The sequence below is a fragment of the Aureibaculum algae genome, assembly GCF_006065315.1.
Taxonomy (GTDB): domain Bacteria; phylum Bacteroidota; class Bacteroidia; order Flavobacteriales; family Flavobacteriaceae; genus Aureibaculum; species Aureibaculum algae.
This window is the reverse complement of the sequence record NZ_CP040749.1, coordinates 3,860,671-3,883,399: the sequence shown is the minus strand read 5'-3', so window position 1 is coordinate 3,883,399 and position 22,729 is coordinate 3,860,671. Positions and strand designations below refer to the sequence as shown.

The 22,729-nt window shown below is 31.1% G+C and carries 25 protein-coding genes and 1 tRNA gene; 13 read left to right on the top strand and 13 right to left on the bottom strand.

Annotated elements, in window-relative coordinates; genetic code table 11:
• The first annotated feature begins 43 nt into the window (after window positions 1–43).
• Window positions 44–1,864, top strand: coding sequence for a methylmalonyl-CoA mutase family protein (locus FF125_RS16400; protein ID WP_138950800.1), 1,821 nt, complete (start codon window positions 44–46; stop codon window positions 1,862–1,864).
• Window positions 1,861–3,993 (top strand): methylmalonyl-CoA mutase, encoded by a 2,133-nt coding sequence (scpA, locus tag FF125_RS16395; protein ID WP_138950799.1) that lies wholly within the window; start codon window positions 1,861–1,863, stop codon window positions 3,991–3,993. Before FF125_RS16400 ends, scpA begins: the two co-directional genes overlap by 4 nt.
• 73 nt (window positions 3,994–4,066) lie before the next feature.
• Here the strand turns inward: scpA and FF125_RS16390 are convergent, their stop codons facing one another.
• From FF125_RS16390 to FF125_RS16370, 5 genes are all read right to left on the bottom strand, one after another.
• Window positions 4,067–4,822, bottom strand: coding sequence for an acyl-[acyl-carrier-protein] thioesterase (locus tag FF125_RS16390; RefSeq protein ID WP_138950798.1), 756 nt, complete (start codon window positions 4,820–4,822; stop codon window positions 4,067–4,069).
• Between the two features lie 41 nt (window positions 4,823–4,863).
• The gene (gene meaB, locus FF125_RS16385; RefSeq protein ID WP_138950797.1) at window positions 4,864–5,868 is read right to left on the bottom strand and encodes a methylmalonyl Co-A mutase-associated GTPase MeaB; all 1,005 of its coding nucleotides are present in this window, start codon (window positions 5,866–5,868) and stop codon (window positions 4,864–4,866) included.
• Window positions 5,869–6,104: 236 nt separating this feature from the next.
• Window positions 6,105–6,821: a DUF4197 domain-containing protein gene (locus tag FF125_RS16380; RefSeq protein WP_138950796.1), complete on the bottom strand. Its 717-nt coding sequence runs from the start codon at window positions 6,819–6,821 to the stop codon at window positions 6,105–6,107.
• 22 nt (window positions 6,822–6,843) lie between these two features.
• Window positions 6,844–7,917: a glycoside hydrolase family 53 protein gene (locus FF125_RS16375; protein ID WP_138950795.1), complete on the bottom strand. Its 1,074-nt coding sequence runs from the start codon at window positions 7,915–7,917 to the stop codon at window positions 6,844–6,846.
• On the bottom strand, window positions 7,914–8,606 hold the full coding sequence (locus tag FF125_RS16370) for a DUF4919 domain-containing protein (protein WP_138950794.1): 693 nt from the start codon (window positions 8,604–8,606) through the stop codon (window positions 7,914–7,916). The genes FF125_RS16375 and FF125_RS16370 overlap by 4 nt, the downstream gene beginning before the upstream one ends.
• A gap of 203 nt (window positions 8,607–8,809) precedes the next feature.
• On the opposite strand from FF125_RS16370, the gene ctlX reads away from it, so the two are divergent.
• Window positions 8,810–9,745 (top strand): citrulline utilization hydrolase CtlX, encoded by a 936-nt coding sequence (gene ctlX / locus FF125_RS16365; RefSeq protein ID WP_138950793.1) that lies wholly within the window; start codon window positions 8,810–8,812, stop codon window positions 9,743–9,745.
• 11 nt (window positions 9,746–9,756) lie between these two features.
• Here ctlX and coaD read toward each other — a convergent pair whose 3' ends face one another.
• Window positions 9,757–10,212: a pantetheine-phosphate adenylyltransferase gene (gene coaD, locus FF125_RS16360; RefSeq protein ID WP_138950792.1), complete on the bottom strand. Its 456-nt coding sequence runs from the start codon at window positions 10,210–10,212 to the stop codon at window positions 9,757–9,759.
• 112 nt (window positions 10,213–10,324) lie between these two features.
• Window positions 10,325–10,789 carry a DUF4442 domain-containing protein gene (locus FF125_RS16355; RefSeq protein ID WP_138950791.1) on the bottom strand — a complete coding sequence of 155 codons (465 nt, stop codon included), beginning with the start codon at window positions 10,787–10,789 and terminating at the stop codon, window positions 10,325–10,327.
• Between the two features lie 243 nt (window positions 10,790–11,032).
• On the opposite strand from FF125_RS16355, the gene FF125_RS16350 reads away from it, so the two are divergent.
• The 4 genes from FF125_RS16350 to FF125_RS16335 all read left to right on the top strand — a co-directional run bounded on the left by FF125_RS16350 (window position 11,033) and on the right by FF125_RS16335 (window position 14,546).
• On the top strand, window positions 11,033–11,491 hold the full coding sequence (locus tag FF125_RS16350) for a DUF4870 domain-containing protein (protein ID WP_138950790.1): 459 nt from the start codon (window positions 11,033–11,035) through the stop codon (window positions 11,489–11,491).
• Between the two features lie 105 nt (window positions 11,492–11,596).
• Window positions 11,597–11,938, top strand: a complete 342-nt coding sequence (locus FF125_RS16345; RefSeq protein ID WP_138950789.1) for a PadR family transcriptional regulator — start codon at window positions 11,597–11,599, stop codon at window positions 11,936–11,938.
• The gene (locus FF125_RS16340; RefSeq protein WP_138950788.1) at window positions 11,935–13,725 is read left to right on the top strand and encodes a PspC domain-containing protein; all 1,791 of its coding nucleotides are present in this window, start codon (window positions 11,935–11,937) and stop codon (window positions 13,723–13,725) included. The genes FF125_RS16345 and FF125_RS16340 overlap by 4 nt, the downstream gene beginning before the upstream one ends.
• A 113-nt stretch (window positions 13,726–13,838) precedes the next feature.
• Window positions 13,839–14,546, top strand: a complete 708-nt coding sequence (locus FF125_RS16335) for a head GIN domain-containing protein (RefSeq protein WP_138950787.1) — start codon at window positions 13,839–13,841, stop codon at window positions 14,544–14,546.
• A gap of 103 nt (window positions 14,547–14,649) precedes the next feature.
• Here the strand turns inward: FF125_RS16335 and trxB are convergent, their stop codons facing one another.
• Window positions 14,650–15,600 carry a thioredoxin-disulfide reductase gene (gene trxB / locus FF125_RS16330; RefSeq protein WP_138950786.1) on the bottom strand — a complete coding sequence of 317 codons (951 nt, stop codon included), beginning with the start codon at window positions 15,598–15,600 and terminating at the stop codon, window positions 14,650–14,652.
• Between the two features lie 269 nt (window positions 15,601–15,869).
• Here trxB and FF125_RS16325 point away from each other — a divergent pair, with 269 nt between their 5' ends.
• The gene (locus FF125_RS16325; protein WP_138950785.1) at window positions 15,870–16,358 is read left to right on the top strand and encodes a hypothetical protein; all 489 of its coding nucleotides are present in this window, start codon (window positions 15,870–15,872) and stop codon (window positions 16,356–16,358) included.
• 37 nt (window positions 16,359–16,395) lie between these two features.
• Here FF125_RS16325 and hpf read toward each other — a convergent pair whose 3' ends face one another.
• Entirely contained in the window at window positions 16,396–16,698 is a 303-nt protein-coding gene (hpf, locus tag FF125_RS16320) for a ribosome hibernation-promoting factor, HPF/YfiA family (RefSeq protein WP_117879253.1), read from the bottom strand.
• A gap of 84 nt (window positions 16,699–16,782) precedes the next feature.
• Here hpf and FF125_RS16315 point away from each other — a divergent pair, with 84 nt between their 5' ends.
• Both FF125_RS16315 and FF125_RS16310 read left to right on the top strand, forming a co-directional pair.
• Window positions 16,783–17,997, top strand: coding sequence for a metallophosphoesterase (locus FF125_RS16315; protein WP_138950784.1), 1,215 nt, complete (start codon window positions 16,783–16,785; stop codon window positions 17,995–17,997).
• A gap of 107 nt (window positions 17,998–18,104) precedes the next feature.
• On the top strand, window positions 18,105–18,743 hold the full coding sequence (locus FF125_RS16310; RefSeq protein WP_138950783.1) for an SIMPL domain-containing protein: 639 nt from the start codon (window positions 18,105–18,107) through the stop codon (window positions 18,741–18,743).
• Between the two features lie 51 nt (window positions 18,744–18,794).
• Here FF125_RS16310 and FF125_RS16305 read toward each other — a convergent pair whose 3' ends face one another.
• On the bottom strand, window positions 18,795–19,130 hold the full coding sequence (locus FF125_RS16305; RefSeq protein ID WP_138950782.1) for a cytochrome c: 336 nt from the start codon (window positions 19,128–19,130) through the stop codon (window positions 18,795–18,797).
• 240 nt (window positions 19,131–19,370) lie between these two features.
• Between FF125_RS16305 and FF125_RS16300 the strand changes: the two genes are divergently transcribed.
• Both FF125_RS16300 and FF125_RS16295 read left to right on the top strand, forming a co-directional pair.
• Complete coding sequence (locus FF125_RS16300) at window positions 19,371–19,712, top strand: L-rhamnose mutarotase (protein ID WP_138950781.1); 342 nt, start codon at window positions 19,371–19,373, stop codon at window positions 19,710–19,712.
• A 109-nt stretch (window positions 19,713–19,821) separates the two neighbouring features.
• A complete protein-coding gene (locus FF125_RS16295; protein WP_175418997.1) occupies window positions 19,822–20,391 on the top strand; it encodes a pseudouridine synthase in 570 nt (189 codons plus the stop codon).
• 260 nt (window positions 20,392–20,651) lie between these two features.
• On the opposite strand, the gene FF125_RS16290 is transcribed toward FF125_RS16295, so the two are convergent.
• The 3 genes from FF125_RS16290 to FF125_RS16280 all read right to left on the bottom strand — a co-directional run bounded on the left by FF125_RS16290 (window position 20,652) and on the right by FF125_RS16280 (window position 21,657).
• Window positions 20,652–20,726: transfer RNA gene (locus FF125_RS16290), tRNA-Pro, on the bottom strand.
• Window positions 20,717–20,974 (bottom strand): GIY-YIG nuclease family protein, encoded by a 258-nt coding sequence (locus FF125_RS16285; protein WP_138950779.1) that lies wholly within the window; start codon window positions 20,972–20,974, stop codon window positions 20,717–20,719. The genes FF125_RS16290 and FF125_RS16285 overlap by 10 nt, the downstream gene beginning before the upstream one ends.
• Before the next feature lie 164 nt (window positions 20,975–21,138).
• A complete protein-coding gene (locus FF125_RS16280) occupies window positions 21,139–21,657 on the bottom strand; it encodes a mechanosensitive ion channel domain-containing protein (protein ID WP_138950778.1) in 519 nt (172 codons plus the stop codon).
• Window positions 21,658–21,774: 117 nt separating this feature from the next.
• On the opposite strand from FF125_RS16280, the gene FF125_RS16275 reads away from it, so the two are divergent.
• Entirely contained in the window at window positions 21,775–22,668 is an 894-nt protein-coding gene (locus FF125_RS16275) for an aldose 1-epimerase family protein (protein WP_138950777.1), read from the top strand.
• Window positions 22,669–22,729: the final 61 nt, after the last annotated feature.

Here is a 22,729-nt window from a genome sequence, read left to right as displayed (position 1 = left end):
AATCATTGGTAATTCAATTCTATCTAAATTAATATAAAATATTATGAACGATACAAATAAAAAGCTTTTTTCAGACTTTAAGCCTGCTACAAAACAGGAGTGGTTGGAGAAAGTAAATATAGATTTAAAAGGAGCTGATTTTAATAGAAAGCTTGTTTGGAAAAATTTAAGTAAAATAAATTTCCAGCCTTTATATCTTGCAGAAGATAAAATAGAATTTTTAAACAATACGGGTAAAAATTCACAATCATTAATAAATTATAGAAAAATTGTTGTTGATTCTGCTGAGAAGGCTAACCAATTGGCTTTAAAAGCAGTTGAAGAAGGAATGACGGGGTTGCTTTTTGAAATAAGTGAAAATGTTTCTGTCAGTACCCTTTTAGAAGGGATTAATTTTAAAGAAACAGTAGTTTCATTTAATTTAAAATCGAATACATTAAATTCTGCTAAAGACTTTATTGCCTACGTAAAAAAAATAGATATTTCTCCAAGTGATGTGAAAGGTTATTTTAATACGGCTTTAATTTCAGATTATGTTACTAGTGGTGAATTGTATTTAACGCAGTTTGCAATCAATGCCGAATTAATAAAAATTACAGCGGATTTTCCAAACTATAAAGCAGTAACTATTTCTGCCAATGAATATTTAAATTCTGGAGCAAATCAAGTTCAAGAGGTAGCATACACTTTAAGTTCCTTAGTTTTCATTATTGAAAATCTGTTGGAAAAAGGAATGGAGGTACAAGCAATTTTTGATAATCTTAATTTCCGTTTTGCAATTGGGGCTGAATATTTTATAGAGATAGGAAAGTTTAGAGCTTTTAACCATCTATTGAGCGAAATTGCTAATAAATACGGTGTTACTAAATTTTCAAGCACGTTGGTTGCTAAAACATCTATTTGGAATAAGTCAGTTACCGATGCTCATACCAATTTGTTGCGAGCAACAACTGAAGCCATGTCAGCAATATTAGGTAATGTAGATGGTGTTGTCATTGATGCATACGATAAAGAATTTAATAATCCTTCAGATTTTTCTAGCAGAATTGCTGGTAATATTTCAACAATTTTAAAAGAAGAATCTTATTTTGGAAAGGTTTCAAACCCGGTAGATGGTTCTTATTATATAGAAGAAGTAAGTACCAAAATTGCTGAAAAAGCCTTAGAGCTTTTCTTAGCAATTGAGACTAATGGTGGTTATTATGAATCATTTGAAAGCGAATTAATTCAACAACAAATTGCTGAAATTCGTCAAGAAAAAATAAAACTACTCAATCAAAGAAGACTTATTCTTGTTGGTGTTAACAAATATCCAAACTTAATGGAAACTGTGAGTGCTGATATTTTAGGCGGTACTGATGAAGAGGTTTCTTGTAAGATTTTAAAACCTAGAAGAGCTTCTTTAGAAATTGAAGCGATTAGAAAAGTAACTGAAGAATTAGTTAAACAAACGAATAAACGACCAATTGTTGAGCTTTCAAGTTTTGGTAATTTAACAATGCGTAAGGCTAGAGCCGCTTTTGCTTATGATTTCATTGGGGTAAGTGGATTTGATGTAAGACAAGAAAAAAGTTATAAAGACGCATTAGAGGCAGCAGAAGAAAGTGCAAAATCTGATTCAAATGTTGTTGTTATTTGTAGTTCAGATCAAGATTATGATGAAAGTGCCCTTAATTTTGTTAAGGCATTCAGAGCATTAAATACTGATAAAGTACTCTTATTAGCGGGTAATCCTACAAATATAATCGATGAATTAACTGAATCTGGACTAGACGGATGTATCCATATGAAAACGGATATTATTTCTACTATTTCTAATGTTCAAAATAAAATTCAGAAAACAATTAAATCCATAAAAGCATGAAACCAGATTTTTCAGATTTAACAATAAATAAAGCAGTTAAGAAAAATACTGCTTCTTCGGAGAATCAAGAGGTTTGGAATACTCCTGAAGGAATACCTGTAAAAAAAGAATTTACAGAAGAAGATATAAAAAATGCTGAGCACTTAAAATTCGTTGCAGGTATACCTCCGTTTTTAGGAGGGCCTTATAGTGCTATGTACGCTATGCGTCCATGGACCATACGTCAATATGCTGGTTTTTCAACTGCAGAGGAATCTAATGCTTTTTATAGAAGAAACTTAGCAGCAGGTCAAAAAGGACTTTCTGTAGCATTTGATTTAGCCACACACCGTGGTTATGATTCAGATCACCCTCGTGTAACTGGAGATGTTGGTAAGGCTGGGGTTGCTATAGATTCAATTTTAGATATGGAAATCTTGTTCGATCAAATTCCATTAGATAAAATGTCTGTTTCTATGACTATGAACGGTGCAGTATTACCGATTATGGCTTTTTATATAGCTGCGGCAAAAAAACAAGGTGTTTCTTTAGATCATCTTTCAGGTACGATACAAAATGATATTTTGAAAGAGTTTATGGTGCGTAATACATACATTTATCCACCATTACCTTCAATGAAAATTATTGGTGATATTTTTGAATATACTACTCAAAAGATGCCGAAATTTAATTCAATTTCAATTAGTGGTTACCACATGCAAGAAGCAGGTGCAACCGCTGATATTGAGTTGGCTTATACGTTGGCGGATGGTATGGAATATATTAGAACAGGGCTAGCTTCTGGTCTTAAAATTGATGAATTTGCTCCAAGATTATCCTTTTTCTGGGCGGTAGGAATGAATCACTTTATGGAAATTGCAAAAATGCGTGCGGGACGTATGCTTTGGGCAAAAATCATAAAATCTTTTAACCCTAAAAATCCAAAATCAATGGCTTTGCGTACGCATAGTCAAACTTCAGGTTGGAGTTTAAGTGAGCAAGATCCATATAATAACGTGGCCAGAACTTGTGTTGAAGCAATGGCTGCTGCATTGGGTGGTACTCAATCTTTACATACGAATGCTTTGGATGAAGCTATTGCTTTACCTACTGATTTCTCTGCAAGGATTGCACGTAATACACAAATTTTTATTCAAGACGAAACGCAGATTACAAAATCAGTTGACCCTTGGGCAGGTTCTTATTATGTAGAATTCTTGACACAAGAAATTGCAAAAAAAGCTTGGAAACTGATAGAGGAAGTTGAAGAGTTGGGTGGTATGGCAAAAGCCATTGAAACCGGTGTGCCTAAAATGAGAATTGAAGAAGCATCTGCACGAAAACAAGCACGTTTAGATTCTGGACAAGATATTTTAGTGGGTGTAAACAAATTCAAAACAAAAGAGAAATCAAATATAGAAATTTTAGAAGTTGATAATACAGTTGTTAGAGATTCTCAAATTGCACGTTTGAAAAAATTAAGAGCAAATAGAGACCAATCTGTTGTAGATGCTAATTTAGCAGCATTGTCAGCCTGTGCTGAAACTGGTAAAGGAAATTTATTAGAATTGGCAGTTGAAGCTGCTGAGAATTTTGCCACGTTGGGTGAAATTTCAGATGCTTTAGAAGTTCATTTTGGACGCCATAAAGCCAATACTCAATTAATAAGTGGTGTATATAGTAAAGAAGTAGATAACGACAGTGTTTTTGCGAAAGCTCAAAAATTAACCGATAAGTTTGCTGTAATTGAAGGTCGTAGACCAAGGGTAATGATTGCCAAAATGGGACAAGATGGCCATGATAGAGGTGCAAAAGTTGTTGCTTCTAGTTTTGCTGATTTAGGTTTTGATGTTGATATGGGGTCATTATTTCAAACTCCTGAAGAAGTGGCTAAGCAAGCTGTAGAAAATGATGTTCACTTTGTTGGGGCTTCAAGTTTAGCGGCTGGTCATAAAACATTAATTCCGCAATTAATTGGAGAATTAGAAAAATTAGGAAGACCTGATATTATGGTGTTCGCTGGTGGAGTAATTCCTGCACAAGATTATGACTATTTATTAGAAAGAAAAGTAGCTGCCATATTTGGACCAGGTACTGTAATTTCTGAGTCAGCCATTACTATTATGGAGAAATATTTAGAACAAGATTAAGTACTAATTATATTAAAAAAACCCAGCATTTATTTCTAATTGCTGGGTTTTTTATTTGAAGTAATTAGGTAGATTAATTCTTACGCCATACTGATTTGGCTGTAGCACAAACTTTATCACTACCTTTAATCTTTATGGTATGTATAAAAGAGTTTTCATTTCCGTCTTCTTTGGTTAATGATATAATTACGTCACCATATTTGGCTTCTGCAATAAAGTGACCGTCTATTTCATGTAAATAATAATTATCTACAATATGTTCTGGTATAGATTCAATAACCCATTGTAAATACCTAATATTATTTACATGTTTATTCATATCAGTATCAAATCTGTTCACCTTAAATGTTTCGAATGGAATATCACTATCCGCAATAAGAGGTGGTATTTTAAGCTTTATGTCTCTATTAAAAGAGACTCCACTGTTATAGGACCATTTTTGTTTTATATCCTCATAAATAGGAAATGGTTTTCGTTTTTCAACATCAAAGAAAAGCCATAGTCCTTTAGCTCTACCAATGATATTTTGTTGTTCATCAAAAATAATGTTTTCTCTATACCCCTTAATTAAAGAGTAGCTAGATAACCAAGTTCTTATTGTAATTTTTTCTTTATAATTTGGATATCGATCCATTTGAAAAGCACCAGAAACTAAAACCCAACCAATATTATTAGAAATGAGATCGTATAAACTATGATTTATAGAATAGCAATGGTCGGCAGCAGTCTCTTCTAACAATGCTAACATTGTGGTGGGTGAAGCCAATCCCAATTTATTCATTTCAAAATATCTAAGCTCAAATTGCTTGTCAAAATAATAATCAGACATTGTCATTATAAATTTTTATAAGTAGTGAGCAAATTGTATTTCTAAAAAGAAGCTTTAAATTTTTTAATTATATTTTCGGCAGCCTTTACTGGTGATATTTCCGAAGAAATAACTTTTTCTTCTAAATCAGTAAGCTCATTCGAAATGTCTTTAGAACCATAGAATAATTCTTTTAAAGAATCATTTATGTTATTATACATCCATTGTATTTTTTGACGGTTTCTGTTTTTGACAAAATAACCGTTGGTATAAACTAACTTTTTATAATTACCAATTTCATCCCAAACCCATTCGATACCTGTATTTTTTATGGCAGAAACCGTACTTACTAATGGACTCCATCCAGATTCTGATAATGGGAAAATATGTAAAGCATTTTGATATTGTCTTTTGGCCATTTGGCTCATTTTAACATTATCACCATCAGCCTTATTAATCACCAACATGTCAGCCATTTCCATAATACCTTTTTTGATGCCTTGTAATTCATCACCTGCTCCAGCTAACATCAATAATAAAAAGAAATCAGTCATGCTATGAACGGCAGTTTCTGATTGTCCAACACCTACCGTTTCAACGAGTATAACATCGTAACCAGCAGCTTCACAAAGGAACATTGTTTCTCCAGTTTTATTGGCTACACCACCTAAGGTATCACCAGAGGCGGAAGGTCTAATGTAGGCTTCATCCAAATTGGCTAAATCTTCCATACGGGTTTTATCACCTAAAATACTCCCTTTTGAACGTTGGCTACTCGGGTCAATTGATAAAATGGCAACTTTATGGCCTTTAGAAATTAAGAGTTTACCAAAAGCTTCGATAAATGTACTTTTACCAACACCAGGTACACCGGTTATACCAATTCTAATAGAATTACCTGAGTTTGGCAAAATCGATTGAATAATCTCTTTTGCCAGTTTTTTATCACTCGTTAAATTACTTTCAATAATTGTAATAGCTCTCGATAAAAGAACTCGATCTCCTGCAAGTACTCCATTAATATATTCGGCGGCATTTAGTCTGTTTTTCGACTTGTAATTCTTCATGAATTATGTGGTTTTTGATCAATAATTATGGACTATCAAAAATATCACATATATGCTAAAAAAGCGAATATAATGGCGTCTTTATTTTTCTGTTTTCAGGTCGTTTTACTTCTGAAAGAAAATAAGGATCAAGGAAGAATAGCGGTGTTTTTTTATAGAAATTCTATTCGTAAATAAATTACATACCTATGGCTTTAAATTACTGATGAATTAAGAATTACCTCCTTTAGAAAGGTTTAACGACCATCCTGTAAGGCAAATACTTTCTTTAAAACGTCAGTGGTACGTGAAGCAGCGTTGGTTCTAATTTCTTTTTCTTCAACAGCAATCATAGTATAAACTCCAGTTAATGCTTCTTGAGTAACATAATTTGTCAAATCTGGATTAACCTTTTTCACAAAAGGTATAGTGTTGTATTTTCCAATTAAATTTGCCCATATTTTATCAGCACCTACTTTATCGAAAGACGTTTTTATAACAGGTTCAAATTTGGCGTATAATGCATCTGCCGTACCTGTTTTTAAAAATTCGGTTGCGGCATTATCTTCACCTAGTAAAATATTCTTTGCATCCGTAAATGTTATTCCTTTTACGGCATCTACAAATATCGGTGTTGCTTCACTTACAGCATCTTCAGCAGCTCGGTTCAATATTTTTATTCCTTCGTCGGCTAGTTTACTAAGCCCAATATCTCTTAAAGCTTTATCTACCTTTTGCAATTCATCAGGTAAACCTATTTTGACTAAACTATTACCATAAAAACCATTTTCTAAGGTTAATTTTTTAACCTGTTCATCTATTCCTTTATCTAGAGCTTGTTTTAATCCACTTGCAATATCAGTATTGCTTAAAGTACCACTAGGTAATGTATTAACTACTTGTTGCAATTCAGCACAAGAGCTTAATGAAATAAAAAGAATAAAGAAAATTGATTTAAAATAAAGCTTAGACATAATATATTTTTAGGCCACAAATTTATTCTTTTTTGAATTGGAAAGAAGAAATAGCGGGTACTATTTTATTTTTAAAATCAAATAAGGCTTGATTTTCCCATGGAGAACCGTCTGTAGCCTCATTTCCATTATAAGAAATAAGTTCGCCACCCCAATAGCAAATGCCTTTACCGTTCTCTGTTGAAATAATGAGTTCTTTTATCTTGCTGACAAAATCTTGTTGACCTTGTAAGGTTGCAGGATATTGTGGTAAAATTTGCTCTGAATTACCTATAATATTATTTGTAAAGTCATTCCAATCGAACGTAAACGGATAGGCCGTTTCAGCAAAAAGGATTTCTTTTTGATACTTTTTACTCAATTCTGAGAGTGTTGTCTTAACTTTTTCTAAATCTTTTCCATGCCAAATAGGATAGTATGATAGACCTATATAGTCATAATCAACAGTTTTTAATTGATCAAAAAACCAATCAGAATTATCAATTCCGGCGAAATGCATCATAATTTTGGTTTTTTTCGAAAGGTCTCTTACTGCCTTTGTACCTGTGTTTAATATTTCTATAAACTGATTTTTATTTGAATTAATATCTCCGTAGGGGAGCAGTAGGCCAGTGTTTATTTCATTGCCTATCTGAATGATGTCAGGTTTAATACCTACTATAATTTTTTGTGTATATCTGTAGATGCTATCTTTTAGAACTGGAAAAGAAAGGTTTTGCCATTGATTGGGAGGGATTTGTTTTCCCGGATCTGCCCAAGTATCAGAATAATGCACGGTGAGCCATACTTTTAGTCCTAAATTATGAAGTTTGTCAGCAAATAATTTAACTTCGTTAAAACTTGAATGGTCATTTGTTGGATGATTCCAAATTCTAAGTCTTATGGTATTAACGCCATTGTTTTTAAGAATTGAAACAACATCTTCAGGACTGCCATTTGTATTGTAAAAAGTAATATTTTTAGATTCAATTTCGGGTAAAGAGGATAAGTCTATTGCACTAATATAATCTATGTTTAAAGATTTAATATCTTCTTCTGGAGTACTATTTGAACAAGATGATAAAAAGATAACGAGAATTATTATGAGATACCTCATTCCTTTTTATTGAATAAGCTATTCATATGATTTAAGCTTGCACTGACATCGAAGTATAAGCCTTCAATAAGAAATTCATTTTCTTTTAATGTAAGATAATCAAAATGATCGATAAGGCTTTGTTTTCCACCAAACTCATATCCTAAAAGTTTTATGAGACTGTATTCATGTGTTGGACTTATAACATAGTATGCAGTTTCTTTTGAATGTCCATCACCAGAACTGAGCATAGCATCTGTAATAATCCTCATTTTTGTGTAGTCTTTTATGAGGCCAATAGAATCTTTGATTTGCTTATCAGCGTAGATTTTATAATTAATTGCATTTAAGTTAAAAGGATTATGCTTTAAAACAGAATCAGAATATTTAATGATGTTTTTTAAATCTACAGTTTCGTATTTTTTCTTTCTTAACGTAATTCTTAAACTATCATTATAATCTGATCTTGTATAAGGAGAATAGTTTTTTTGATAAATAAAACCATAATACAAATGCCTTTTTTCTTTTAAGGTCATCGTGGTATCTGCGTTACTGAATTTCTCTAATAATTTAGGGTAAAATAGGGTAGAATTGTTTTGACTTATATTCTTTTTAATTTGATTATAATTAGGCTTTTTAATACTCAAGTTTTGAGAAAAACCAAGACTAAAACAAAATACTAAAATTATGGGCAGCAATATTTTTTTCATTCAAAATTAATTTTAAAATCACTGAAATTTTTCAATAAACATCGCTTAAAGGTCACAAAATATGTAAACCTAAAACCAATTTCATAACAATGTGTAAAAACTCCTATTTGTAACGAATTTAATTATTTTTAATAGAACGACCAAAATTTTAAATTATTACAGAATTTTAGATTAGATTTGGCCTTTTAAATATGGAGTCTTCAATGCAACAAATAACAAACACAATATTAATGGTTCGTCCTGTAAAATTTAGGATGAACGAACAAACTGCGGTCAACAATTATTTTCAAGAAGATTTAAAGCTTAAAAATAATGAAATTAACAATAAAGCTCAACAAGAGTTTGATGCTTTTGTTCTAAAATTACGGTCAGTTGGAGTAACCGTAATTGTTGTACAAGATCTTGAAAGTCAAGATACTCCAGATTCAATTTTCCCAAATAACTGGGTCTCTTTTCATGAAAATGGAGATGTTGCCATTTATCCGATGTTTGCTGAAAATAGACGACCAGAACGACGAGAAGATATTTTTGAGGAGATTGAAAATCATGGATATTTAATAAACAATATAGTAGATTATACGACAGCAGAAGAAGAAAATATTTTCTTAGAGGGTACGGGTAGTTTAGCTTTAGATAGAAAAAATAGAAAAGCCTATTGTGCTTTATCTCCGAGGGCAGACGAAGAACTTATGATTGAATTCTGCGAAGATTTTGAATATACACCTGTTATTTTTACAGCTTATCAAACTGTTAAAAATGAACGTCTGCCTATTTATCACACCAATGTTATGATGTGCTTGGCAGAAACATTTGCTATTATTTGTTTAGATTGTATTGATGATAAAAAAGAACGTAAGAATGTTCTTAAACATTTAAAGGAAGATGGATTGGAAGTTATTACTATTTCTGAAGATCAAGTTGCTCAATTTGCGGGTAATATGTTACAGGTTAAAAGTAGTGATGAAAAAAGATTTTTAGTGATGAGTGAAGCTGCTCATAAATCTTTAACATCTGATCAAATAACAAAGATTAATAGACATTGCGATATATTATCAAGTCCCATAGACACTATTGAAACTTGTGGTGGAGGAAGTGCTAGATGTATGATGGCTGAGGTGTTTTTACCAAAAGGAGATTAAAGTGTTTTTATTTATTCTACCCTAACACTTTCTGGAACTAGTATGGTATAATTCCCTTTATTTCTTATTACATCTCTAACAATAGATGATGAAATGTATGATGTTTTCGCTGAGGTCAATAGAAACACTGTTTCAACAGGTGATAAATCTCTATTGGTATGAGCTATGGCTTTTTCAAATTCAAAATCGGCTGGATTTCGTAAGCCACGTAAAATAAAGTCAGCATCTATCTCTTTACAAAAATCAACAGTCAATCCTTTATAAGTAACCACTTTTACTTTAGGAAAGTTTTTAAAGGTTTCTTCAATAAATTGTTTTCGCTTTTTTAATGAAAACATATATTTCTTTTCAGCATTGATACCAATGGCTACAACAACTTCATCAAAAACTTTAACTCCGCGTTTAATAATGTCATAATGGCCTAAAGTTAAGGGATCAAATGATCCTGGAAATAATGCTCGTTTCATAAAATTAAATATCAAATTTCAAGCAGCAAATTACAAATAATATCCAAATTAGAAGATTTAAAGCGATCAAATACGAAGTATATACTTTTGCTTATTGTTATGGCATTGGAATTTATTTATTGATCTTTACCTTTAAACTCCACTCATATTCAAATTTTGAAACGGAATCACCTTGTTCGTCAATTCCTTCAGCTACCATTGTTAAGGTTACACCTTCTTTAGTAGTTATAGTTTTATCAATGGCCGTTTTTACAAAACCGCCATCCTTACAAATAAAATGTATTCTTCCAGTTGCCTTTTTAGTAAAGGTTCCTGTCTGTTTGGTAACTAGCATTGATATTTTTTGGCCACTTTCATCAATATGCTTCATCACTAAAATACCGGTTGCTAATTCAGATGCCATACCTTGAGTTGCCCAATACAATGATTTAAAAGGATTTTGATTTATCCACTTGTGCTTTACTGTGGCAATGGCTTTATTATCATCTATAGATTTGACCCTTACGCCAGAAATATATGCAGAGGGAAGCTTAAATAATAAGAATTTATTTAAGTTTTTGACGGTAAATTTTGACATGTAAGTTATTTTAATGCAATATAGTGAAATTATAAATTTAAACAATTTCAATAGAATAATTAAATGTGAAAGGTTTTTAATGTACTGTAAAACAGTGTTTTGTACGCTGTTTTTATTCTCTTTTATTTAGGTTTCGTCCTCAAGTGAAATGTTAAATAAATGTTAAAATATAGTACTAAGTATTGCACAGTACTATCTTTTATACATATATTTGCATAAGAAAGTATTATATACAATTAGATTATGCTAACACAAAACGAAAAAAATACAGGATTTTTAATTCATTTATCAGCTTTTTTAAGCTTTGTTTTTCCATTCGGAAGTATTATTGGCCCTGTAATAATGTGGTCAATTAGTAAGGATAAAAGCGAGTATTTAGATAAAAATGGAATGGCAGCGGTGAATTTTAATTTAAGTTATACCCTGTACTTATTTATTTTAGGAATGATACTTTTTCCTTTCGCCTTTGGAAGTTTCTTTAATTATTTGAGACGAATTGATGATTTTGATCATTTAAATAATTTTAACTATCATTTTGATTTTGATAACCTTTTTGGAATTTTAAGTATTGGAAGCTTAATAGCTATAGTAGCCTTTTTAAGATATATATTAATTGTTGTTGCAGCTATAAAAGCCAATAGAGGAGAGGTGTATGATTATCCATTGACTATAAATTTTATTAAACGCGATAAAATCAAATAACACAAACAAGCCAAAACTAAATATAATGATACAAATTTTAACAACATTACTCATTTTTATGATTAATTTTATTGTAATTGTAATGCGTAATTAAACGGACACATAATGAAGATAGAAAATACAAAAGCACAAATGCGAAAAGGCGTTTTAGAATTTTGCATCCTATCCATTTTACAAGATGGGGATGCTTATACTAGCGAGATTTTATCGAGCCTAAAAGATGCAAAACTGCTTGTGGTTGAAGGTACAATTTACCCGCTTTTGACGAGGCTAAAAAACGCAGGTTTACTCAGCTATCGTTGGGAAGAATCAACATCTGGTCCGCCAAGAAAATATTACGGACTAACAGAAACAGGCACATTATTTTTAAAAGAACTAACTACAACTTGGGCTGAGCTTGTCTTAGCTGTAAAAACAGTAACTACAAAAAAATCAGCAAAAAAATGAACAAGACAATAAATATAAATTTAGGAGGAATCTTTTTTCATATTGATGAAGAGGCTTATCAAAAATTGAGAAGATATTTAGATGCTATCCGTCGTTCATTAAGTGACGACCCACAAGGTAGAGACGAAATTATCAATGATATTGAGTCCCGTATAAGTGAATTGCTTTCAGAGCGAGTTAAAGATCCGAGACAAGTCATTAGCGAAGTTGATATTGATGAGGTAATTGCTGTTATGGGGCAACCCGAAGACTATATGATAGATGAGGAATTGTTTACTGATGATTCTGGTAAAAACTACAGCAGTAAATCGACTAAGAAAAAACTTTTTAGAGATGGAGATGATAAGTTTATTGGAGGTGTAGCCTCTGGTATGGCTCATTATTTTGATATAGATGCTATATGGATTAGAATAGGTTGGTTGGTAGCTACTTTTGGACTTGGGTTTGGACCTTTGGTTTACATCATTCTATGGATTTTATTACCAGAGGCGAAAACTACAGCAGATAAATTACAAATGGAAGGTGAGCCAGTTAATATCACTAACATAGAAAGGAAAATTAGAGCTGAATTTGAAGATGTTTCAGAAAGTGTAAAAGGAGCTGCTAGTGAAGTGTCTGAAGCCGTAAAGGGAGCTTATAATAATGTGTCTGGTTCTGTAAAAAAAAAAGACGTAAGAAGAGGAAACTCTAGAGCTAGGTCTGGCCTTCAGGATGTTATCGATACCTTAGGTAGGGTGTTGGCTGGCATCTTTTTAGTATTAGGGAAGTTTATCGGTGTCATCGTTATTGTAGTCTCTGTAATTTCTTTAATTGCATTAGTGATAAGCTTATTTACTGCAGGTACGGTCGATTTTATGGGAATGGATTCCTTTTTTGATGATGATTTTCAGATGCTAAGCGGTACGGGAGTTCCTATATGGTTAGTTTCTTTATTGATTTTGATTTTAATTGGGATTCCTATTTTTATGCTGTTTATTTTAGGATTGTTTATCCTTTCTAATAAAACTAAAATATTGAGTAGACCCACAAAATTAGTATTTCTTGGTATTTGGATTATTGCTCTTTTATCTGCAATTTTCTTCGGAATAAAACAAGGTGCAGAATTTGCGAACGAAGGCTCTTCAATAGAGAAAAATGAACTATCTATGATGTCATCAGATACCTTAACCATAAAAATGGTTGATAATGAAGACCTGTCTAATAACAATAATTTTAACCATAAAATCTATTTTAAAAAAGTGTTGGATGCTAATGATCAAATTAAATTTTACTCTAATGATGTAAACATTTCAATTAGAAAATCAGATAGCACAGAAGCGTATACTAAAATTTATAAAAGAGCAAATGGTAGAACACGTTTAATTGCAAGAGAAAATGCAGAACGTATTGAGTATAATTATCAGCAGTCTGGAAATAGTTTAGTGTTTAATAGTTATTTTTTAACAGATAGTAGAAATACATTCAGAAATCAAGATTTAAAAATCAACTTATATATTCCCGAAAATAAAGTGGTTTATTTTGAAGAATCATCTCGCGTATTTTTAAGAAATATTAAGACAGTTAATAATATGTATAGTAGAGATATGGCCAAGCACTATTTTAAAATGACAGATGAAGGTTTAGAATGTTTAGATTGTCCTCCTCCAAAATCTGAAAGTAATGATGATGAAGATGAAGATGATGGTGTCAATATCAAATTAAATGATGATAGCCTAAAGGTTGAAATTAATGATAATGGTGAAAAAGCTGAAATTAAAATTGATGAAAATGGAGTTATTATAAAATAATAACTGCTCATCCTAAAAAAGAGACAATTCAGTAATTAGAAATTGTACATATACTTCTTTTGACGGAAATTTGAGTATATCAATTAATATTAACAAACTAAAAATAATAAAATATGAAAACTCTATTAAAAATTGCGACAGTAATCGTATTGTTTTTAACAACTAGCTGTATGCTAGATGGTGTTAAGGGAAATAGGAATGTGATTACCCAAGAAAGAACAATTACGTCAGATTTTGATGCCATTTCTGTGAGTCACGGAATAGAAGTACGTTTAACAATGAGCGATGAAACTTCTTTATCAGTAGAGGCAGATGAAAATTTGCACGACTTAATTATTACAGAAGTAGAAGATGGTGTATTACGTATATATTCAGAAAAAAATATATGGAGTGCGAAATCTAAAAAAGTGTATTTAACCGCTACAGATATTATTAAGATTAAAGCGACTAGCGGGGCAAATGTATATTCTGAAAATACAATATCAGCAGATGAATTTGATGTTAGAACTTCAAGTGGAGCTGATGTCAAATTAATGTTAGATGTTTCTGATTTAATTTGTAATGCGAGTAGTGGCTCTGGAGCAAGTTTAAAAGGTGCTACAGGAAGTTTCTCTGCAAATGCATCAAGTGGAAGTAATATTAGAGCTAATGATCTAATTGCAAAGACGTGTAATGCTGATGTTTCTAGTGGAGCTAATGTATCAGTTACTGTAACAGAAAGTATTGATGCCAATGCAAGTAGTGGTGGAGGTATTAGATACTCAGGTAATCCAGAAAATGTTCAGAAAAATAGTTCTTCTGGGGGTAGTATAAGAGGATAAATCGAAAACTTAGACCTAAATAATTCTTTATTTATGGCATAAAAAAAGAGTCTGTTTTATTAAAACAGACTCTTTTTTATTTTTTAATATAGATAGTGATCTATTAGTTTTCTAAAGCAGCCAAATATCTTTCAGCATCTAAAGCAGCCATACAACCTGTACCTGCAGCAGTTATTGCTTGTCTATATTCTTTGTCTTGTACATCACCAGCAGCAAATACACCTGGTAATTTTGTTTTAGTAGATTTTCCTTTAGTTATCAAATAACCAGTTTCATCCATATCTAAAATACCATTAAATAATTCAGTATTTGGTTTATGTCCAATAGCGATAAAAACACCAGTTACAGCTATTTCTCGTTTTTCACCCGTTTTATTGTTTACAACACGAACTCCTTCAACAACTTGATCGCCTAATACTTCATCTAATTCTGTAAAATACAATACTTCTAAATTTTCAGTGTTAGCTACTCTATGTTGCATAGCTTTTGACGCTCTCATTTCATCACGACGAACCAAAAGAGTTACCTTTTTACACAGTTTAGACAAGTAAGTCGCTTCTTCTGCAGCGGTATCTCCACCACCAACAACAATAACATCCTGGCCTTTATAAAAGAATCCATCACACGTAGCACATGCAGATACACCACCACCTTTTAATCTTTCTTCACTAGGTAACCCTAAATATTTTGCTGTAGCACCTGTTGAGATTATGACACTTTCAGCTTCTATTTCTTTTGAACCATCAATGGTTACTTTATGAATACCACCAACTTTATCACTAAACGCTACTTTGGTAGCCAGTCCGAATCGTACTTCTGTATCAAAACGCTCGGCTTGTTTTTTAAAATCTTCCATCATTTGGGTACCATCAACACCGTCAGGGTAGCCGGGGTAATTATCAACTTCAGTAGTTGTTGTTAATTGTCCACCAGGTTCTAAACCTGTATACATTACTGGTTTTAAATCTGCTCTTGCGGCGTATATAGCTGCAGCATAACCTGCTGGGCCCGATCCAATAATAAGGCATTTTATTTTTTCTATATTTTCTGACATTATATTATATTTTAGAAAAGCAAATTTAGAATATTTTTACCGCTAATCAAGTTAGTTCTTATCATTTTTTATAATCCATTAATAAGCTGAATTTATAGTATCAAATTAGGTTTAAGCCTATATATAAAATACGAGCAAATAAGGTAATATGTTTATTGTAATTAATAGCGTTAAATTTTAAGTGGTTTGAGTCAAATTATGTAAATTTTTGTCAATAGGTTTGCAAATATGTTGATTATGTACATGTATAATTTAAAATTTATAAATAGATGAGAAAATTATTGTTTACCACTATTTTAATAGCTGGTTTTATTTGTCAAACTAAGGCACAAGAAATTTCAAAGCATGCATTAGGATTTCGATTAGGAGATAATGATGGTTTTGGTGGTGAAATTTCTTATCAAACAAAATTAAATACTAAAAATAGATTAGAAATAGATTTAGGTTTGAGAAATACGAAATACCGAAATGCTTGGAAACTATCAGGTATTTATCAATGGGTATGGAATATTGATGATGGTTTTAATTGGTATGCAGGGTTCGGGGCAGGTATTGGTACTTGGAATCACAAAGACAAATATAAAGATGACTTTGATGATGGTCTTTTTGTTAATGGTGATGGGAATATTGGAATAGAATATAACTTTGATATTCCTTTATTAGTGTCAATTGATTTTAGACCTGAATTTGGAATTGTGAATAATTATGGTGATAATTTAGATTTTGATTTAGCTTTAAGTTTGAGATATCAGTTTTAAAAAATTAGGGTCAATTATTTTTAATTGACCCTAATTTTTAAGAATGTGTTTTCATGGACGCCTTCCGTTTTTGTAATTGCTTTTCTATATCTCTTATTGTTGCATCTGTAGCAGCTTCCCAACTGTTTTCATCAGAAGTTGCAAAAATTAAAGGTCCAGGTAAGCTTAACCTAATATCACATATTTTACCCTTTCCTGTAGGGTCATTTTCTAATTTATAAGATACATCTGCTTTAATAATCCAATCATATTTTTTTTCTAATTTTTCTAAACGTTCTGTAACAAACGTTTCCATCGTCTCACTTGTAGGCATTTTTACGAATTGAATAATTATTTCCATATTAGTTTATTTTTAATTAATAATAGTTAAATTTAATACACTATTCTTAGATAAAAAAATAATCGTGTTATTATAATTTAAAAAATGAAATCGTTTTCCTTTTTTACTATCGTTCTATTATGTATTGCCATTTTGGTGATTGATGTTCTAGCATTTTTCGGATTACAACCCATGCTAAATTTAATTAATACTCCTTTAATTAAAATTTCAATTGATATTTCTTTTTGGTTATTCTCTTTGGGATTGATTATTTCAATCTTAGTTTTAAAGATTAAAATGGATTCCATACATCCCGGAAGAAAACAGCTTTTAATTTCAAGTTTATACGGTTTAACAGTATCTTCTTTTATCCCAAAAATAATTTTTGTTGTGGTAATCGCTTTGTTTTATTTTACAAATCAATTATTACCAAATTCGAAGTGGTTCATTATTGTATTAGCACTGCTTTCCGGATTTTTACCATTTTTTGTAATTGTGTATGCCATTTTCAAAGCAGCTTATAGATTCAAAGTTCATCATGTTGAAGTGGCATTTAAGAATTTACCCGAAGATTTTATAGGTTTTAAAATTGTTCAAATTTCTGACGTCCATATAGGAAGTTTTAATTATCGATATAATATTTTAGAAAGTGCGGTGAAACTTATTAATGATTGTAAGCCTGATGTTATTTTCTTTACGGGAGATTTAGTAAATAATTATGCGTGGGAACTCAATGGTTGGTCAAAGGTGTTTGAAAAACTAGAGGCTAAAGAAGGTAAATTTGCTGTTTTGGGTAACCATGACTATGGCGATTATAGTCAATGGAAAAGACCAAAAGACAAAAAAGATAATTTTGAATCCATAAAATATTTCTTTAAAAAAATTAATTTTAATTTATTATTAAACGGTGTAGCAATTATTAAGCGAAACGATGAGGAAATAGCTATTGTAGGGGTAGAGAATTGGGGGAACCCACCCTTTAAACAATATGGCAATTTAAAGAAAGCATTAACGGGAGTGGAATCGATACCATTTAAGATTTTATTATCACATGATCCTTCCCATTGGCCCCAAGAGATTATTGATAAAACGGATATTGCTTTAACGTTTTCTGGTCACACTCATGGCATGCAAGCTGGTTTTAATTTTAAAAACAAAAAATGGAGTCCCATACAATATAAATATAAACACTGGGCTGGTCTTTATAAACAAAATAATCAATATTTATATGTTAATAGAGGCTTGGGGTGGTTAGGTTTTCCTGGAAGAATTGGAATGAGGCCAGAAATTACTGTACTTACATTAAATAAAACCCCCTAAAAGCCGGGGTGTATTTTTACCATAATAAGGTGTGTATATACACTCTCTTTTTGTAGATTTTTGTAATGGATATAAATCAAAAATTTAATATTACTAAATAGTAAATTATGAAATTAGAAAACACAAACAGCCTACGAAATTTGAAATTATTAGCCATACTTTTTGTAATGATAAGCTCCTTTTCTTTTGCTCAAATAGATAAACCATATATTGATGTTAGCGGACAAGTTGAGTATTCAAGAGAGGTAGAGAAATATTCAACTACCATTATTGTATCTGAAGACTTAGCCTATAATAGTTATGATGAGAATACAAGTTTTGATAAAATAAAAAGTGATTATTTCGATAAATTAAAAAGTAATAATGTTAATGTATCGCAATTAAAGGAAGATGCATTGGCTTATACAGCGATGGGATATAGAAAAAAAGGAATGGTGTATCAATTTGAAACCACTTCTCAATCAAAGTTTATTGAATTGCTTTCGACAGGTTTTTCGGGTGTTAATATTAATGAAAAATATGTATATTATAAACCATTAACTTCTCAGCAAGTTGAAGACTTGTCAAAGAAAGCCATTGAAGATGCGAAGACTAGAGCTGAACTGATTGCGAAAAGTGCAGGAAAAAAAATTGGAACTATATTTACCCTAAATAATTATAGAGAAGAAAGTAAAAGAGCGTTTTATAATACGAGAGACCTTACCGATCATGTTTTCAATATTGGTGTGAGATATCAATTACAATAGAATCTTTTAAAATAAAATGATATTCGATTGATTCGTTTTAATTGGCTATTTTTATTTAAAACTATTCTTTTCCCAATCTTTAATTAATTCTATTTGCTCAGAAGTTAAAACGTCACCTTCAGGAGGCATAGAGCCATCTTCAACTCGTCCTATTAAATCTTTGTTGAGAACTGCATCTTTAACATTTACTAATGTAACTAGTGCCATTGGAGCTCCGTTTTTTTGAGGGTTTGAATGACAGCTATTACATTTATTGTCAATTAAATTTTTAATGTTTGTTGTGTAGGTAATGTTATTTATAGGTTCGTCAATTGGGTCATCATCTTTTGAAGTACATGATGTAAACGTTAAAATAAAAATTGAAATAAAAATTAAATTTTTCATCATGTAATTGTTTTAATGATAGCCCCTTAATAATAAGTAAACTTATTTTTCAAATAATTATTTGATTCAATGGCAAGATTTATAAATTTAAATACCTTTCTTGTTCTGTATTGGATACTAAATTTTTCAATTTAATTTTAAAAAAGGATTTAAATTGATGTTTTGTTTGAGAGCTATTAAAGTGTATTACTTTAAATTTGTATGATGCCGTTACTAAATAATAATTTTTTCATTTAAAAAAATATGGAAACAAAAAGATATTGCTTTTCTTGTGATTTAAAAGATGATCCGAAATTAATAGAAGAATATAAAACATATCATAAAGCAGATACTATTTGGCCAGAAATCACGAAAAGTATTAAAGATGCCGGTATTGTTGATATGCAAATTTATGTAACAGGAAATCGTATGTTTATGATTATGGAAGTTGATGAAACGTTTAGCTTTGAAAGAAAAGCAGAAATGGACGCCAATAATCCAAAAGTACAAGAATGGGAAGCGTTGATGTGGAACTACCAACGGGGGCTTCCTTGGGCAAATAAAGGTGAAAAATGGATAGCATTAGATAGCATTTTTAAGCTCTAATCATTTACAGATTATTTGTTGTGGAAAATTATAAAAGAGAAGTTATACTGATTTTGTATTTTTATAATAAAACGCATACACGCTAACCCATCCTATGTTAACTAAAGAGATACATCACCATTTCATATTTCACAAGCCTTACGGTTATTTGAGTCAATTTGTAAATAACCAAAACAAAAGGAAAAATAAACGTTTGATCGGTGAGCTTCATGATTTTCCTGAGGGAGTAATGGCAATAGGTCGTTTGGACGAAAACTCTGAAGGTTTATTGTTGTTAACTACTGACGGTAAGAAGAGTGAATATATCCGTAGTAGAAAGGTTGAAAAAGAGTACTATGCACTGGTAGATGGTGTTATTAATGATGATGCCATAGAAGCTCTTCAAAAAGGTGTAACTATAGGAGTAAATAGTGAGGAGTATACAACAAAACCATGTACAGCATTTTATATACACTCGGTAGCAGAATATCCTATTGAAGATAGAAAAGTAAGAGATGAACGACATGGCCCTAAAAGTTGGGTTGGTATTATTGTAACAGAAGGTAAATTTAGACAAGTACGCAAGATGACAGCGGCGGTAGGGTTTCCAACATTAAGGCTAGTGCGGGTTAGAATAGGAAATGTGAAACTTGAATTACCCGCTGGAGCAGTAAAGAAAGTTGATGATTTTGATGCTTAAAAAAATCACTATTTTTATAGTACCGCAACGATTTAAAATTCAACTTCGTTGGTGATGTATTCAAATAAAAAAAGCCTAAAATCAATAGTTGAGAAGAGAGGGTTATTCGCCTCGCTCATATTCCTTAAGGGAATTCGTTGCTAAAAGAAAACATTTATTCGCTTTGCTCATATGTCTTTTTGTTTTATTCCAGTCTCTGAGCAAGCTCAAACTTGTATAAAACAAAAAAACTTTTCATATTAATGAAAAGTTTTCTTTTGTCGGGGCGAGAGGATTCGAACCTCCGATCTCTGGTCCCCCAGACCAGCACTTTAACCGGACTAAGCTACGCCCCGAATTCTATATTATTATCTTCTAAAAATCTTTTAGCACCTCTTTTTTTTATTTTTCTTTCAAGAGTAACGGCTTCGGTTCTCGATGAAACTTCAAATTTGTCAACCAATTCCAAAGGAATACCATTTTTAGTAGATTTTACTTGTCCTTTATTATGTCTAATTATTCTTTCTTCAAAATTATTAGTTTGGCCTATATAAAATCTATTCCACAAAGAACTAAAAATTATATACACTTCAAATTCTTCCACTTTTATTTAATTGTTTATTAATAATTTTATGGATTTATTGAACCTCCAATCTCCACGCTCAAAGCGTGGCACTTTAACCATGCCTTCGGCTTGATTGGCCGGACTTAGCCCTGTAACGCCAATGGCGTGGTACGCCCCGAAATTGATTGGCTAAAATAAAAATATTATCCAACATCATCGTCATCTATATGCTCTAAAATTTCTATACCATGTTGTAAAACTATTGAATTTGGTATGGTTATGTTTTCTCCTTTGTCTGTTTTCATAAAAAGAAAGAATCCTGAAATATCTGTTACCGTTCCAACCCAATCATAATCTTTGTCAATAATTCTAATTCTATGACCAATTCTTACAGGATGATTGAAAAATAAAATCACGCTCGCGGTGAGGTTTGAAAGAATAGACCATTGTGCGATAAAACCCACTCCCAAAACAGCCAAAATTGAGGATAAAAAAACGGTAAAATCCCTAAAGTCAACACCCCATATTATCGCTATAAAAACACCAAATAGAATATATAATATTAAATAATGAAGGTTTAAAATAATCTTTCTTCTATTTAAATCTATAGATTTTAAAATAGTAAATTTTCTAATGGCCAGTTTAATTAATTGACCAATAATTAACAAAGAAACAATTAAACCTATTGTTAATAGAATTTGATACTTATGATTAATAATCATTAGATTTATTATAAATAGAATTAAGTTGCAAAATTAATACTTTAGCGGTAAATTTATCTACTTTAACCTTCCATTTTTACTAATAAAATAAATAAAAAAAATTTAACCAACCTAACCATGGCCGAAATCAGTAGCAAAAAAGAATATATTTTAAAAAATAATTATTTAACCTTAACTGTTAAAAAAAATGGTGCTGAAATGGTTAGTTTAAAAAAGGATAATACAGAATACGTTTGGCAAGCAAATACTCAATTTTGGGCAAGACATGCTCCAATTTTATTTCCGATTGTGGGAAGACTAATCGACAATGAATATTTGTATAAGGGTCAACGTTATACTATGAACCAGCACGGTTTTGCTAGAGATAGTGATTTTGAAGTAATTGATAAAACAGATAATAGTATTTGTTTAGAATTATCTAGTACTGAGAAATCAAAAAAAATATACCCCTTTAACTTTAAACTACAAGTTACATATACCTTAGAAGATAAATCATTGCGAACAGAATATACAATAATCAATCCCTCCAAAAATGATGATTTATATTTCTCAATTGGTGCTCATCCTGCGTTTAATTGTCCTTTTGAAGAAGGGCACTCAAGAAATGAATATCAATTGATTTTTGATAAGCAACTAACTCCGGAATCTGATGTAATAGAAGATGGTTTACGTTGTACTAAAACATCAAAAGTATTTGAGGAAAAAGGTTTATTGACGGTACACAATTCTCTTTTTGACAATGACGCTATAATTTTTAATCCTAACCCATTTTCTAAAGTAACGTTTGTACATAAACCTTCTCAAAAAGCCTATATGAGTGTTGCTTTTAAGAATTATCCATATTTAGGAATTTGGTCTTCAAATCAAGATGCTCCATTTGTTTGTATAGAACCATGGCATGGAATTACTGATCATAAAGATCACAATAAAGAATTACCTCAAAAAGAAGGTGTTATTAAGCTTGTAGCTAATGAGAAATTTAGTTGTGAATTTACAGTTGAGGTGCTATAGTGTTGAGATTAATTACTTTAAATTTTAATAATGGTAGGGTGAAATTCAGAAATAAGGATTA

Bases quoted from the DNA above. Each gene is read 5' to 3' on its own strand.
- FF125_RS16400 (WP_138950800.1), top strand. From the start codon at position 44: ATGAACGATACAAATAAAAAGCTTTTTTCAGACTTTAAGCCTGCTACA.
- scpA (WP_138950799.1), top strand. From the start codon at position 1,861: ATGAAACCAGATTTTTCAGATTTAACAATAAATAAAGCAGTTAAGAAA.
- FF125_RS16390 (WP_138950798.1), bottom strand. From the start codon at position 4,822: ATGTCTGATTATTATTTTGACAAGCAATTTGAGCTTAGATATTTTGAA.
- meaB (WP_138950797.1), bottom strand. From the start codon at position 5,868: ATGAAGAATTACAAGTCGAAAAACAGACTAAATGCCGCCGAATATATT.
- FF125_RS16380 (WP_138950796.1), bottom strand. From the start codon at position 6,821: ATGTCTAAGCTTTATTTTAAATCAATTTTCTTTATTCTTTTTATTTCA.
- FF125_RS16375 (WP_138950795.1), bottom strand. From the start codon at position 7,917: ATGAGGTATCTCATAATAATTCTCGTTATCTTTTTATCATCTTGTTCA.
- FF125_RS16370 (WP_138950794.1), bottom strand. From the start codon at position 8,606: ATGAAAAAAATATTGCTGCCCATAATTTTAGTATTTTGTTTTAGTCTT.
- ctlX (WP_138950793.1), top strand. From the start codon at position 8,810: ATGCAACAAATAACAAACACAATATTAATGGTTCGTCCTGTAAAATTT.
- coaD (WP_138950792.1), bottom strand. From the start codon at position 10,212: ATGAAACGAGCATTATTTCCAGGATCATTTGATCCCTTAACTTTAGGC.
- FF125_RS16355 (WP_138950791.1), bottom strand. From the start codon at position 10,789: ATGTCAAAATTTACCGTCAAAAACTTAAATAAATTCTTATTATTTAAG.
- FF125_RS16350 (WP_138950790.1), top strand. From the start codon at position 11,033: ATGCTAACACAAAACGAAAAAAATACAGGATTTTTAATTCATTTATCA.
- FF125_RS16345 (WP_138950789.1), top strand. From the start codon at position 11,597: ATGAAGATAGAAAATACAAAAGCACAAATGCGAAAAGGCGTTTTAGAA.
- FF125_RS16340 (WP_138950788.1), top strand. From the start codon at position 11,935: ATGAACAAGACAATAAATATAAATTTAGGAGGAATCTTTTTTCATATT.
- FF125_RS16335 (WP_138950787.1), top strand. From the start codon at position 13,839: ATGAAAACTCTATTAAAAATTGCGACAGTAATCGTATTGTTTTTAACA.
- trxB (WP_138950786.1), bottom strand. From the start codon at position 15,600: ATGTCAGAAAATATAGAAAAAATAAAATGCCTTATTATTGGATCGGGC.
- FF125_RS16325 (WP_138950785.1), top strand. From the start codon at position 15,870: ATGAGAAAATTATTGTTTACCACTATTTTAATAGCTGGTTTTATTTGT.
- hpf (WP_117879253.1), bottom strand. From the start codon at position 16,698: ATGGAAATAATTATTCAATTCGTAAAAATGCCTACAAGTGAGACGATG.
- FF125_RS16315 (WP_138950784.1), top strand. From the start codon at position 16,783: ATGAAATCGTTTTCCTTTTTTACTATCGTTCTATTATGTATTGCCATT.
- FF125_RS16310 (WP_138950783.1), top strand. From the start codon at position 18,105: ATGAAATTAGAAAACACAAACAGCCTACGAAATTTGAAATTATTAGCC.
- FF125_RS16305 (WP_138950782.1), bottom strand. From the start codon at position 19,130: ATGATGAAAAATTTAATTTTTATTTCAATTTTTATTTTAACGTTTACA.
- FF125_RS16300 (WP_138950781.1), top strand. From the start codon at position 19,371: ATGGAAACAAAAAGATATTGCTTTTCTTGTGATTTAAAAGATGATCCG.
- FF125_RS16280 (WP_138950778.1), bottom strand. From the start codon at position 21,657: ATGATTATTAATCATAAGTATCAAATTCTATTAACAATAGGTTTAATT.
- FF125_RS16275 (WP_138950777.1), top strand. From the start codon at position 21,775: ATGGCCGAAATCAGTAGCAAAAAAGAATATATTTTAAAAAATAATTAT.